Here is a 12,852-nt window from a genome sequence, read left to right as displayed (position 1 = left end):
ATCGCATAAAGTTTCAGACGGCCTTTATTTTGTCAGTCAAACAACTCGCCTTGTGCCTGCTCTTTGGTTACGCGTACGTCGGTTTCGCCGTCGGCAAAAGTGATGTGCAGTTTCTGCCCTTGTTTCAACATATCGGCATTGCGGATGACTTGTCCGCGTGTGTTTTTGACGACCGAAAAGCCGCGCTCCAGAATATGTTGCGGCGATATGGCTTCGAGCAATGCGGCTTGGGCGGTCAGGCTTTGACGGCGGTGGGCAAGCAGCTGGCGGAAGGAATGCGACAGGGCCATCTGAAAGTGGTCGATATTTTGTGTGTAAACGGAAACATCAGGACGGCAATGTTTAAGGGTTTGGGTTTGGCGTTCGAAACGGGCGGTGTGGGCGCGGAGGTTTTGCGTCATCGAGTAAGACAGCATTTGCGCCAGCTTACTGATTGAGGCACGTTGCTCGTCAAGTTTTTGGCGCGGATGACGGATTTGCCGTGCCAGCCAGTCGAGTTTTTGACTGGCATCGAAATAGCGTTGTTCCAAAACGGTTTTCAGACGGCCTTGCGCTTGGGCGAGGCGGTGTAGCGATTCTTGGCGGTTGGGGCTGACCAGCTCTGCCGCGCCGGTCGGTGTCGGTGCGCGCACGTCGGCAACAAAATCGGCAAGCGTGAAATCGGTTTCGTGTCCTACGCCGCTGACGACCGGAATCGAGCAGGCTTCGATGGCGCGTACGACCGGCTCTTCATTAAACGCCCACAAGTCTTCAATGCTGCCGCCGCCGCGACAGACAATCAGTACATCGCACTCGGCGCGTTGCGAAGCGGTTTTAATCGCTTGGGCAATTTGCAACTCGCTGCCTGTGCCTTGTACGGGCGTCGGATAAACGATAACGGGGATTTCGGGCGCGCGGCGGTTTAAGGTGGTTACAACATCGCGTAAAGCAGCTGCCGCCAGGCTGGTGACGATGCCGATACATTGAGGGCGGGCGGGCAACGGTTTTTTGCGTTCCGCTGAAAATGCGCCTTCTGCCTGCAACTGTGCCTTCAATCGTTCATAGGCTTCGTAAAGCTGCCCCAAACCTTTGAGCCGTACTTCGTTTACGGTAATTTGAAATTCGCCCCGCGCTTCATAAATGCTGATTTTTCCTGATACTTCGATATGGTCGCCTTCTTTCAAAGGCTTCGCCAAACGCATGGCTGCACCCTTAAACATTGCGCAACGCACCTGCGCGCGGCTGTCTTTGAGCGAGAAGTAATAATGTCCGCTGGCGGCACGGGTCAGGTTGGATACTTCACCGGCAATCCATAAGCCTGCGAGATGGTCTTCCAGCAAGGCTTTGGCAATGGCGTTGAGTTCGGATACGGAAATGGAGGAGGGCGCGAAAAGTTCGGACATTACGAAACAGGAAAAATTTGGGAAAGCTGAATTATAAGGGTTTTAGAGCGATTCGTTGTATTCGTTTTCATGAAACTTGCGCCTTTTGTTTTAATATTATCAAAGCCGCATGTTCAGACGGCCTTGACTGGACGGGCTTGTGTTATATTATCGTTTGATTTTCGCTTCAAAAGCCGTGCGTATGCCCAAACTCCACCAAATTATCGAGCGCCATTGGCAATCTCCCAATCCGTTTTTGTCTTTGCTGCTGAAACCCTTATCCAAGCTGTTCGCCAAAATTGCGGCGAAACGGCGTGATGATTTTGTTTCAGGCCGTCTGAAAAGCGAAAAATTGCCTGTACCTGTGGTGGTGGTCGGCAATATTCATGCAGGCGGAACAGGGAAAACGCCGATAGTCGCCGCGCTGGTGTCGGGTTTGCAGGAAAAGGGCGTTAAGGTCGGCATCATCAGCCGAGGTTACGGGCGCAAGAGCAAGGCGGTTCATGTATTGAATACAGCCAGCAGTGCGGCAGATGCAGGTGACGAGCCTTTATTGCTGTTTCGTCAAACCGGTGCGCCGACGGCGGTAGGCAGCAGCCGTGCAGAAGCAGGCAGGGCATTGCTTGCGGCGCATCCAGAGCTTGAATTGATTGTGGCCGACGACGGCTTGCAACATTATGCCTTGCAACGTGATATGGAAATTGCCGTATTCCCGGCGGCAGATACTGGTCGCACCAATTTGGATTTACTGCCCAACGGTAGCTTGCGCGAACCTTTGTCTCGGTTGGCTTCCGTTGATGCGGTCGTCATCAGTGGCGGAAAAGCAGATATGGCATTCAGACCGTCTGAAAATATGTTTGCCAGCCATATTGAAACAGGGCAGATTTACCGTTTGAATAAGCCGTCTGAAAAATTGGATTTGGCGGGTTTGGGAAATCAAACCGTCGCCGCCGTCGCCGGTATCGCTAAGCCGGAGCGTTTTTTCAATACGTTGCGAAGCATGAATATTGCTTTAAAACAAACCGTTGCCTTGCCTGATCATGCAGATATTACGGTAGCGGATTTGCCGGATGCAGATGTGGTGATTATCACGGAAAAGGATGCGGTCAAATTTTCAGACGGCCACAGCCTGAATCATGTGTGGGTCTTGCCTGTCTATGCGATAATTGAGCCGGACTTGGCGGCGTTTGTATCCTCGAATGTTTCAATCTAAATGCTTATAGATGTTTCACAGATGTTTTAAAGATGATCTTCAAACTACGCGATAGGAGTAAATCATGAAGTTAAAATATTTGTTGGTCGCTTGCGCAGCTTTATTTGTATCCACTCAAAGCTTGGCTGCTAAACCAAGTGATGAATCTGCAATGAAATGGTTGGAGATTCAAGGGATAAGCAATAATTATAGCGAGAAAGTACAACGTTCTTTGGAGATGGTAAATAAAGAGGACAATGAGCGCTTGTTAACGATGACGCCCAAAGCTCAAAAAGCGCAGATGAAGGCGGTCATCAGTCGTTATATGAAAGACATGCAAGACGATTTGAGCCGCCCTGAGTTGAAAAAACAATGGTTGGATGAAGAAAAGCGTGCCGTACAGAAAGTATTTACACAAGAAGAAGTGGATGTGCTCAATCGCTTTTTCTCTTCCCCTCGGGGCAAGGGTATTTTGAAAAAAATCAATCATCTCAGACAGCATGGCGGAGATATTGATAATGTACTGAGCCAAGCAGACGTGGACAGCATGGCAAAATTGTTTGAGCATGGGGCCGGTAAGTCTGCATTTGAAAAGATGGAACGTTTCGATAAATTGAATGATGAGATTGTTGAAAAGACAATGAGCAATAACTATATCAACGCAAGCAGGAAATATACGCCCGCTTTTGAGGCGCAAACGCGCGATATTTTGTGTAAGGGCAATAAACATTCTTCGGAATGTGCCAAATAATGTGCAGGCCGTCTGAAAATATTGATATTTATTAAGTAGGTAGAAAAAATGAAATTGAAAACTTTATTGTTGCCTTTTGCTGCTTTGGCCTTGTGTGCCAATGCGTTTGCCGCGCCGCCCAGTGATGCGTCGCTGGAGCGGTTGTTTGAAGTGCAGAAGATGGATGCTCTGATAGACCAGTCTCTCCAAAGCGTTGGAGGTATTGTACTTTCTGATCCGAAGATACAGGATTTTTTGAAAGATGTGCCCAAAGATAAGCGTCCACAGTTAGAAGAGGTCCTTAAAAAATATACAAATCAATTAATTAACGAAATTAATGCACTACAAGAGAATACTCAGGTACATAAAGCAGCTTTAGACGGTATAAAGGCGGTTTATACTCAGGAAGAAGTCAATAGATTGATTGACTTTTACGGCACGGCAGTGGGGCAATTATACTTACTAAAACGCCGTGCTATTTTGAGATCACAATGAATCTAATATTGTCTAATATTGAGTATCATCACCGAAAAATACGAAAAATCCAGTCAAAACGAAAACTTAGCCCGTGAAATCCGTCAGATCATGTGCAACGGCAAAAATCCTAACCAAGTCTGTACGCGGCAAGCAAAGAAAACGGCACGGAAAAAATGATGCCGCTTGAGGCCGTCTGAAAACAAGCGTAGCAAGTTTCGCCAAAACGAGCAAAGTGATTTTCGCTAAAACTATCAAACCTGAAAGTAAACCCCATGGAAAAAAAATTCTTAGACATCCTCGTTTGTCCTGTGACCAAAGGCAAACTCGAATACCATCAAGACAAACAGGAATTGTGGAGCCGTCAGGCAAAGCTCGCTTATCCGATTCGTGACGGCATCCCTTATATGTTGGAAAACGAAGCGCGCCCGTTGAGCGAAGAGGAACTGAAAGCATGACCGAATTTGTCGTATTGATTCCGGCACGGTTGGATTCTTCACGTCTGCCGGGAAAGGCTTTGGCCGATATTCACGGTAAACCGATGGTTGTACGCGTTGCCGAGCAGGCAGCGAAAAGCAAGGCCGCGCGTGTTGTCGTTGCCACCGACCAACCCGATATTCAGACGGCCTGTCAGGCGCATGGCGTCGAAGTAGTCATGACTTCCAATCAACACGAAAGCGGTACAACGCGCCTTGCCGAAGCAGCCAATACGCTGAAACTGCCGCAGCATCTGATTGTTGTGAACGTACAAGGCGACGAGCCTTTAATCGATCCCGAGCTCATCAACCGTACAGCCGAAGTTTTGGTTGAAAACAATGTGCAAATGGCGACCGCTGCCCACGAATTGCACGATTTTGACGAGTTTATGAATCCTAATGTCGTCAAAGTCATCCTCGATAAAAACCGCAACGCCATCTATTTCAGCCGCGCCCCGATTCCTTATCCGCGCGATGTGATGCGTGCCGAAAAACGCGAATTGCCTTCCGAAACAGCCGTTCTGCGCCACATCGGCATTTATGCCTATCGTGCAGGTTTCCTGCAACGCTATTCAGAAATGGATGTTTCTCCTTTGGAAACCATCGAATCGTTGGAACAGTTGCGCGTCCTGTGGCATGGTTATCCGATTGCTGTTGAAATCACCCAAGAAGCGCCTGCTGCAGGTGTGGATACGCAGGAAGATTTGGACAGAGTACGTGTTGCGTTTAAAGCTTAAGGCCGTCTGAAAGGAAAAGACATGAATGATTTCCGCCATTTGAACCGTGAAGAACAAAAATTGCTTGCCGACGTGGAGAAGCTGGTAAGAGATGACGAACAAGAATTCAACTATGACATGCTGAAAATAGAAGCGCCGGAGCAGGCCAGCGGCGAGTTTTGGTTCCGCATGGCAGAAATGCTCAGCACTTTGCCGCCTAACCAGTCGTTGGACTTGCGTATGAACGGCGGACGCTTGACCGTTGCCGTATCAATTTTGTCGGTATTGCTGCAAGACAATCCCGATATTCCGCAGCTTTGGGCACAAAAAATCATTGCGCTCAATTACTTGGCTCATGGCCATCAAACCCGTGCAATCGGTCTGGCGCAGCAGCCTGACAAAGCGGCCGAAGCCAATGAGGAAGAATATTTGGCGAAAGCCTTATCGCAAAACTTGCTTTCCACTTTGAAAGACGCGATAGAGCGATTCCCCGAAGACTCCTGGTTTATCGAAATGCGCGACGATGCATGGAAGCATTTCGGCACGAAAGAGGCCGTCTGAAGTTTTGAACGATAAACACAAGCCGTGTAAAATTATCTGAACATTAAATCCGTCAACCAAAAGGACTCATCATGAAAGTATTATTGTTGGGCGCACCAGGCGCCGGCAAAGGCACACAGGCTCAATTCATCACTGCTGCATTCGGCATTCCTCAAATTTCTACCGGCGACATGCTCCGCGCTGCCATCAAAGCAGGCACTCCGCTGGGTTTGGAAGCAAAAAAAATCATTGATGAAGGCGGTTTGGTACGCGATGACATCATTATCGGCATGGTTAAAGAGCGCATTGCCCAAGACGACTGCAAAAACGGTTTCCTGTTTGACGGTTTCCCACGCACATTGGCACAAGCCGAAGCCATGGTTGAAGCCGGTGTGGATTTGGATGCCGTGGTTGAAATCGATGTGCCTGACAGCGTGATTATCGACCGCATGAGCGGCCGCCGCGTGCACTTGGCTTCCGGCCGCACCTACCACGTTACCTACAATCCGCCTAAAGTCGAAGGCAAAGACGACGTAACCGGCGAAGATTTGATTCAACGCGACGACGACAAAGAAGAAACCGTGAAAAAACGCCTTGCCGTTTACCATGAGCAAACTGAAGTTTTGGTTGATTTTTACAGTAAACTGGAAGGCGAACACGCGCCGAAATACATCAAAGTTGACGGCACTCAACCGGTAGAGGCCGTGAAAGCCGAAGTATTGAAAGGTTTGGGCAAATAAGTTTTGCCGAAGTAAAATCATAAGGCCGTCTGAAAAAATATTTTCAGACGGCCTTTTGTGTACAAAAGCTGTTAAAATCGAAGCTATAACCGTTTATCCGCAGGCATCTCATGAATCCCTTGATCTCCGACTTCCAAACTCAGCAACAACGTACTCCCGTTATCGTCGCCCTCGATTTTGCCAACGAAAAAGATACGCTCGGATTTGTCCGTAATCTTGACCCGGCATTGTGTCAAATCAAAATCGGCAAAGAGCTGTTTACCGCAACCGGCCGTAGTTTGGCAGAAAGCTTAATCAATCAAGGTTTCAAACTTTTCCTCGATTTGAAATACCACGATATTCCCCACACCGTTGCGCAAGCCTGTAAAGTTGCCGCCGATATGGGCGTTTGGATGGTCGATATGCACGCTTCAGGTGGTCGCCGTATGATGGAAGCCGCAGCAGAAGCCGTTGCCGGATATCAAACCAAGCCGCTCTTGATCGGCGTAACCGTGTTGACCAGCATGGAACAAAGCGACTTGGCAGAAATTGGTTTGAATATCGCTCCTGAAGAGCAAGTCATCCGCTTGGCAAAACTGACGCAAAGTTCAGGCTTGGACGGCGTGGTATGTTCCGCTCAAGAAGCCGCGCCACTGCGCCGTGAATTGGGACAGAATTTTGTCTTGGTTACGCCGGGTATCCGCTTGGACGTTGCAAGTAATAATGACGACCAACGCCGTATCATGACACCAGCCGAAGCCTTGGCTGCCGGCTCAACCTATTTGGTAATGGGTCGCCCTGTTACCCAAGCCGCCGATCCGGTAGCCGTATTGCGTGAAGTTAATCGAATAGCCAACACTTAAGGCCGTCTGAAGTATGAAGGCGATTGTAATTGGCACGACAGGCGCAACAGGAAAATCCTTGTTGCCTCTGCTTGCAGCCAGTTCAGAGGTTGAGTCTATCGATTGTTTTGGTCGCAGACATCCTGATTTTACCCACCAAAAGCTAAATAGCCATCAGATTGATTTTTCTAAGCCTGATGATTGGCGCGAAGAAGTGCAGGGCGATGTATTGTTTGCCTGCTTGGGAACAACTCTGAAAGCAGCAGGCAGTAAAGAAGCGCAATGGGCTATCGATTATGAAGCGAATCTTGAATTTGCCAAAGCCGCACGAGAAAACGGCGTCAATACTTTGGTTTTGGTTTCCGCTTCCGGTGCAAATTCTGCTTCGCGCCTGTTTTATCAAAGGATGAAAGGCGAATTGGAGCAGGCATTAATTGCTTTGAACTTTCCGTGCCTCATCATTTTCCGTCCACCATTGCTGATTCGTCCGAATAGCGACCGCTTGGGCGAAAAAGTAGCAGAACGGATTTTTCGCGTACTCAACCGCATCGGCATGCTGAAAAACCAACGTCCGCTTGCTGTCGAAAAATTGGCGCAAGCCATGCTGAAAGCAGCGTTGTTGTCATCTCATGAACAGGCGTCGTACTCGAAAAACCATATGCAGGTATATGAGCCTCAAGATATTTTTAGGCTGTTAGATCAATAAACTGATAACAAGCCTTACACAGAGATTTTAATGGAGCCAGTATGGTAACCAAGTTCCAACAAGAAACCCTCAAATCCCGTTTTGCACAAGCCAAAGTCCTTGTTGTCGGCGATGTGATGCTCGACCGCTATTGGTTTGGCGATGTGTCCCGTATTTCTCCTGAAGCCCCAGTGCCGGTGGCGAAAATCGCCCGTATCGACCAACGAGCGGGCGGAGCGGCAAACGTTGCGCGCAATATCGCTTCATTGGGCGGCAAAGCAGGGCTGTTGTCCGTGACTGGCGATGATGAAGCTGCGGATGCACTGGATGCGTTGATGGTGCAAGATGGCGTTTCTTCCTATCTGATGCGCGACAAGCAAATTGCGACTACTGTGAAATTGCGCGTTGTTGCCCGTAATCAGCAGCTTATCCGACTTGATTTTGAAGAATCGCCTCATCGTGAGGTGTTGGAACAAATCAAGCATCAATATCGAGAAGTGTTGCCTGAATACGATGCCATTATTTTTTCAGATTACGGCAAGGGCGGTTTGTCGCATATTTCCGATATGATTGATTGGGCGAAACAGGCCGGTAAACCCGTTTTAATCGACCCGAAAGGTGATGATTACGAAAAATATGCCGGCGCTACGCTGATTACGCCTAACCGTGCAGAGCTGAAAGAAGTGGTGGGAAGCTGGAAAAACGAAAATGATTTGACCGAAAAAGCCCAAAACCTGCGCCGTCATCTCGACTTGACCGCGATTTTGTTGACCCGAAGCGAAGAGGGGATGACCCTGTTCAATGAGGGCGAGCCGATTTATCAGCCTACACGGGCTCAAGAAGTCTATGATGTATCGGGTGCGGGAGATACCGTTATTGCCGGAGTGGGCTTGGGTTTGGCCGCTGGTTATACCATGCCTGAAGCGATGCACCTTGCTAATACTGCGGCTGGGGTTGTCGTAGCGAAACTTGGTACGGCGGTTTGCTCGTTTGCCGAATTGACTAAGGCATTAGAAGAGCAGTAATTGCTGTTTCCAGACGGCCTTAAAACCTAAAGGCCGTCTGAAAATACAGTTGGAAAATAATCCAGACAGACAAGTTTTTATTTTCAGACGGCATGATTTCTTCAAGGCCGTCTGAAAAATCAAAATAAAGGAAATTCATTATGACCATTATCGTAACAGGTGCGGCCGGCTTTATCGGCAGCAACATCGTCAAAGCACTTAACCAGCGCGGTATTACCGACATTGTTGCCGTCGACAATTTGAGCAAAGGCGAAAAATTTAAAAACCTTGCCGAGTGTGAAATTGCCCATTATCTCGATAAACACGAATTTATCCGCCAAGTGCGCGGCCATCTTCTGCCTTACGACGATATTGAAGCCGTTTTCCATCAAGGCGCATGTTCCGATACCATGAATCATGACGGCCTTTACATGATGGACAACAACTATCAGTACACGCTCGATCTCTTGGACTGGTGTCAGGATGAACGTATTCCATTCCTTTATGCTTCCAGCGCCGCAGTGTATGGCAAGGGCGAAATATTCCGCGAAGAGCGCGAACTGGAAAAACCGCTCAATGTATATGGCTACTCTAAATTCTTGTTTGACCAAGTATTGCGTCGTCGTATGAAAGAAGGTCTAACAGCCCAAGTTGTCGGATTCCGCTACTTCAATGTTTACGGACAACAGGAGCAACACAAAGGCCGTATGGCATCCGTCGCCTTCCACCATTTCCACCAATACCGTGAGCATGGTTATGTTAATCTGTTTGGTGCAAATGACGGCTACGGCAATGGCGAGCAAACACGCGATTTTGTCAGCGTAGAAGACGTTGCCAAAGTTAACCTTTACTTCTTTGACCATCCCGAGCTTTCAGGCATCTTCAATCTCGGTACAGGCCGTAGCCAACAATTTAACGAACTTGCCGCCGCAACCGTCAACGCCTGCCGTGCAGCCGAAGGCAAACCTGAAATGAGTTTGAAAGAGTTGGTTGAAGAAGAACTTATCCGTTATATCCCATTCCCCGATGCACTTAAAGGCAAATATCAGAGCTTTACTCAAGCGGATATCACCAAGCTGCGCGAAGCCGGGTATAAAGAAGAATTCTTGGATGTAAAACAAGGTGTCAGCCGTTACGTTAAATGGATGCTGGAGAACTTGGTTTAATAAATAGTACAGTAATGTTGTCTGAGAATAAAACCGACTTACCTGTTTGGGTAAGTCGGTTTTATTTTACTAAGATAGTATAAAAATTTAGTTGTATTCTTAGTGATGGGTAGTTGCAATACGGTTAATTTGCCAATCTAAAAATTGAGTGTAAACACTACCTCGTTCAATAAAAGGTATATCTTCAGCAGGTGGTTGGCTGATTTCAGCTTCTGCTGTTTGCAGCCCCTGATTATCCCAACGATGGAACTCCTGATTGTTTAAATTATAAAAACCATGTTTGGTGATTAAAACTTCAGGATTATAACCATAGCCACACCATGAGGAATCAACAGTAGGTGCAGTCAAATTACAACCGGTTTGATAATAAGGTATTTCTGATAGGCTAAGATTATATAACGTTGGCAAAATGTCTTTATGTGAGCCTGCCCGCTCAGGATGATATTCTGCATTGGAGCGGTAAGTAGGTGGAACATAAAGATAGAATGGTACACTGTGGCCAAGGGCAATTTCATTAGGTGCAGGATAACTGATTGCTCGCATATTATGGTCTCCAGTTGCAGCAATAATAGTATCCGGTGCAATAGATTTTGTATGACTAATGAAGCGTCCAAGTTGGTCGTTGCTATATCGGAATGTGTTAAAAATCTCATTCAATTCTTTTCCTGTTGCTAGACTGGAAAGTCGCTGTTTTTCTTGCTCAGTGAGATGAAAATCTTTAGTTGGGTTAGGTTTAGGTAATTGATATGGGGGGTGATTAGTTACTGATAGCATCATGACGAATACGGGGGTATTATTTTTTTTTGCTTGTTTCAACTCGTCTTCTGCATATCGGAACATAAATTCATCAGGTACTCCCCATGTGCTGGATTGGGCTTCAGGGTAGCGTGCTTTGATCGCATTTTCATCAATAATTTCATGTACACCCAAATGACGCAGAAAACTATCAAAATCACGCCACCCCCCATTACCGGCAGTGATATACACAATACGATATCCTGCATCAAGATATGGTTTAAACATGTTTCCAGGAAAAGTTTTATTTTTAGCAGCAGATTGGCTAAGGTTAAGGCGTGGGCTACGAATAAAAAAACGGTGTAGTGAGTCGCTAGTGCCATCACCCTCAGAGATAAAACGTGAATAAACCCAATCTTCTTTCCAATGTTTATCTAATTCACCTAATAGATCTCGTTCAGGCGTATTTAGAGAAAGCAAGTGAGTGCTCATACTTTCCATAACAGCAAATACAACGTTGGGCTTATGTTGTTCAACAATCAAATTTTTATTAGTTTGTGTAAATAAGCGATTTAAATTGGCATCAGCTTTTTGATTTTGTAGACGATTCATCAGTTCAATACCATCTGAATCGGTAACCTCGATAAAATTATTACTGTTTCGATGTTCTGCAAAAGCCCAATTTAAAGAAATTAGTGCATTGGGAACTAATTTATTTATTTGCGGTAAGGTTGAAATTTGCATGGAAGTTTGACGTAAAGGGAATTTACCAAACGAACCACGTATACCAATACTTAAGATTAAGATAGGTATCATTATGATAGCAACCCAAGTTGCTTTGCTTGTAGTAGTAGCAGAAAAAGAGTATCTGTTAATTTGGGAAAAACATTTCCAAAAAAGGGTTACTGCTATGGCTAAAGCAATTAATCCCCAAATAATTGGGAAATCGGACCAAATAGTTTTGAGTACGGCTACAGTATCTTCCTCTGCAAGACCAAAAATAAAAACATCGAATTGGCGTTCGTAGACTCCATAATAAAACCAATTCCCTATAGCCAGAGCAGAAACGATAGATAACAATACTGTAGACAATAGAGCTTGAATCCGTCCATATGCTACAACAGTTTTTGAATTTAATAAGCTGAATAATCCCAGTAAAAATGGTAATGCCGTTAATACAGAAGCAGCTTTGATATCAAATAATAACCCTTTGAGCATAAGCTGGATAATATCCTCGGAATAACGACTACGGATATCATCTGATAGATAATATTGTGACATTAAACACCGTTCAATAAAAAGAATTAGAACAGTGCAAAGCCATAATGAAAAAGAATTACATAGAATTTTTTTGTAGGTAAGTAGACGAGACATTTTTTAGATATGTAATAAGTATTTAAAACGGCGTTATTTTATAACCTTTTAAGGGTTTTAAACTAGCATATAATTTTTATAGAAATCATATGATATGATGATTTGGGTTTGGAAAGGAGATAGACTGGTTTAAATGAATTTCTTGTCCTAGATAGAATAGTGGGTACTTATAACTACAAAGCTGTTAATGGGCTATCTTTTCTATTATTAGGCGTGGGTACTAGACAAAAAAATAACCGCTTAAAAGCGGTAAATGGTGCCCGGAGCCGGAATCGAACCGGCACGGCCGGTTTAGGGCCGACGGATTTTAAGTCCGTTGTGTCTACCTATTTCACCACCCGGGCGTAGACAATAAATCGAGAGATTGGAGGCGGGGGCGCGGATTTGAACCGGCCTATATAAGGGTTGCACCCCTTATAGCATAAACACTCTGCCACCCCGCCATGAAATGGATGGAGGCGAGAGTCGGAATCGAACCGGCGTAGACGGATTTGCAATCCGCTGCATAACCACTTTGCTATCTCGCCAAATAAACTACTTTGGAGTGTTTGTAGTATTGAAACTGGAGCGGGAAACGAGTCTCGAACTCGCGACCTCAACCTTGGCAAGGTTGCGCTCTACCAACTGAGCTATTCCCGCGTATTCGGATGCATGATTTAATGGAGCGGGAAACGAGTCTCGAACTCGCGACCTCAACCTTGGCAAGGTTGCGCTCTACCAACTGAGCTATTCCCGCATTTGAGTGCATCTGAAATTAAACTGGAGCGGGAAACGAGTCTCGAACTCGCGACCTCAACCTTGGCAAGGTTGCGCTCTACCAACTGAGCTATTCCCGCAT

General features: G+C 46.3%; 13 protein-coding genes and 6 tRNA genes. 11 read left to right on the top strand and 8 right to left on the bottom strand.

What is annotated here, in order from left to right; all coding sequences use genetic code 11:
• Window positions 1–32: 32 nt before the first annotated feature.
• Entirely contained in the window at window positions 33–1,382 is a 1,350-nt protein-coding gene (gene xseA, locus ACTHTA_RS03690) for an exodeoxyribonuclease VII large subunit (protein ID WP_440364362.1), read from the bottom strand.
• A 181-nt stretch (window positions 1,383–1,563) separates the two neighbouring features.
• On the opposite strand from xseA, the gene lpxK reads away from it, so the two are divergent.
• From lpxK to rfaD, 11 genes are all read left to right on the top strand, one after another.
• Window positions 1,564–2,574, top strand: a complete 1,011-nt coding sequence (gene lpxK, locus ACTHTA_RS03685) for a tetraacyldisaccharide 4'-kinase (protein WP_440364361.1) — start codon at window positions 1,564–1,566, stop codon at window positions 2,572–2,574.
• A 64-nt stretch (window positions 2,575–2,638) separates the two neighbouring features.
• A complete protein-coding gene (locus ACTHTA_RS03680; RefSeq protein ID WP_308887326.1) occupies window positions 2,639–3,304 on the top strand; it encodes a DUF2059 domain-containing protein in 666 nt (221 codons plus the stop codon).
• A 48-nt stretch (window positions 3,305–3,352) separates the two neighbouring features.
• Complete coding sequence (locus ACTHTA_RS03675; protein WP_308887325.1) at window positions 3,353–3,778, top strand: hypothetical protein; 426 nt, start codon at window positions 3,353–3,355, stop codon at window positions 3,776–3,778.
• A gap of 254 nt (window positions 3,779–4,032) precedes the next feature.
• A complete protein-coding gene (locus ACTHTA_RS03670; RefSeq protein WP_049329252.1) occupies window positions 4,033–4,215 on the top strand; it encodes a Trm112 family protein in 183 nt (60 codons plus the stop codon).
• Window positions 4,212–4,970 carry a 3-deoxy-manno-octulosonate cytidylyltransferase gene (gene kdsB, locus ACTHTA_RS03665; RefSeq protein WP_308887323.1) on the top strand — a complete coding sequence of 253 codons (759 nt, stop codon included), beginning with the start codon at window positions 4,212–4,214 and terminating at the stop codon, window positions 4,968–4,970. The genes ACTHTA_RS03670 and kdsB overlap by 4 nt, the downstream gene beginning before the upstream one ends.
• Window positions 4,971–4,991: 21 nt before the next feature.
• Entirely contained in the window at window positions 4,992–5,510 is a 519-nt protein-coding gene (locus ACTHTA_RS03660; RefSeq protein ID WP_049329254.1) for a hypothetical protein, read from the top strand.
• 71 nt (window positions 5,511–5,581) lie between these two features.
• Window positions 5,582–6,229 carry an adenylate kinase gene (gene adk, locus ACTHTA_RS03655; RefSeq protein WP_049329255.1) on the top strand — a complete coding sequence of 216 codons (648 nt, stop codon included), beginning with the start codon at window positions 5,582–5,584 and terminating at the stop codon, window positions 6,227–6,229.
• 110 nt (window positions 6,230–6,339) lie between these two features.
• Window positions 6,340–7,071 (top strand): orotidine-5'-phosphate decarboxylase, encoded by a 732-nt coding sequence (pyrF, locus tag ACTHTA_RS03650; protein ID WP_308887322.1) that lies wholly within the window; start codon window positions 6,340–6,342, stop codon window positions 7,069–7,071.
• A 13-nt stretch (window positions 7,072–7,084) separates the two neighbouring features.
• The gene (locus tag ACTHTA_RS03645) at window positions 7,085–7,756 is read left to right on the top strand and encodes an NAD(P)H-binding protein (RefSeq protein ID WP_308887320.1); all 672 of its coding nucleotides are present in this window, start codon (window positions 7,085–7,087) and stop codon (window positions 7,754–7,756) included.
• 41 nt (window positions 7,757–7,797) lie between these two features.
• Window positions 7,798–8,760 (top strand): D-glycero-beta-D-manno-heptose-7-phosphate kinase, encoded by a 963-nt coding sequence (gene rfaE1, locus ACTHTA_RS03640; RefSeq protein ID WP_308887319.1) that lies wholly within the window; start codon window positions 7,798–7,800, stop codon window positions 8,758–8,760.
• Between the two features lie 140 nt (window positions 8,761–8,900).
• Window positions 8,901–9,905, top strand: a complete 1,005-nt coding sequence (gene rfaD / locus ACTHTA_RS03635; protein ID WP_049348399.1) for an ADP-glyceromanno-heptose 6-epimerase — start codon at window positions 8,901–8,903, stop codon at window positions 9,903–9,905.
• A 99-nt stretch (window positions 9,906–10,004) separates the two neighbouring features.
• Here the strand turns inward: rfaD and ACTHTA_RS03630 are convergent, their stop codons facing one another.
• From ACTHTA_RS03630 to ACTHTA_RS03600, 7 genes are all read right to left on the bottom strand, one after another.
• The gene (locus ACTHTA_RS03630) at window positions 10,005–12,014 is read right to left on the bottom strand and encodes an LTA synthase family protein (protein ID WP_049351211.1); all 2,010 of its coding nucleotides are present in this window, start codon (window positions 12,012–12,014) and stop codon (window positions 10,005–10,007) included.
• A gap of 254 nt (window positions 12,015–12,268) precedes the next feature.
• Window positions 12,269–12,358 (bottom strand) — tRNA-Leu (locus ACTHTA_RS03625).
• Between the two features lie 21 nt (window positions 12,359–12,379).
• Window positions 12,380–12,457: transfer RNA gene (locus ACTHTA_RS03620), tRNA-Cys, on the bottom strand.
• 10 nt (window positions 12,458–12,467) lie between these two features.
• Window positions 12,468–12,541, bottom strand: a tRNA-Cys gene (locus tag ACTHTA_RS03615).
• 36 nt (window positions 12,542–12,577) lie between these two features.
• A tRNA-Gly gene (locus tag ACTHTA_RS03610) sits at window positions 12,578–12,653 on the bottom strand.
• Between the two features lie 21 nt (window positions 12,654–12,674).
• Window positions 12,675–12,750 (bottom strand) — tRNA-Gly (locus ACTHTA_RS03605).
• Window positions 12,751–12,774: 24 nt separating this feature from the next.
• Window positions 12,775–12,850 (bottom strand) — tRNA-Gly (locus tag ACTHTA_RS03600).
• Window positions 12,851–12,852: the final 2 nt, after the last annotated feature.

This window comes from Neisseria sp. P0013.S005 (genome assembly GCF_051958425.1).
Taxonomy (GTDB): Bacteria; Pseudomonadota; Gammaproteobacteria; order Burkholderiales; family Neisseriaceae; genus Neisseria; species Neisseria subflava.
The sequence above is the reverse complement of the archived record's forward strand: the minus strand, read 5'-3'. Positions and strand labels throughout refer to the sequence as shown.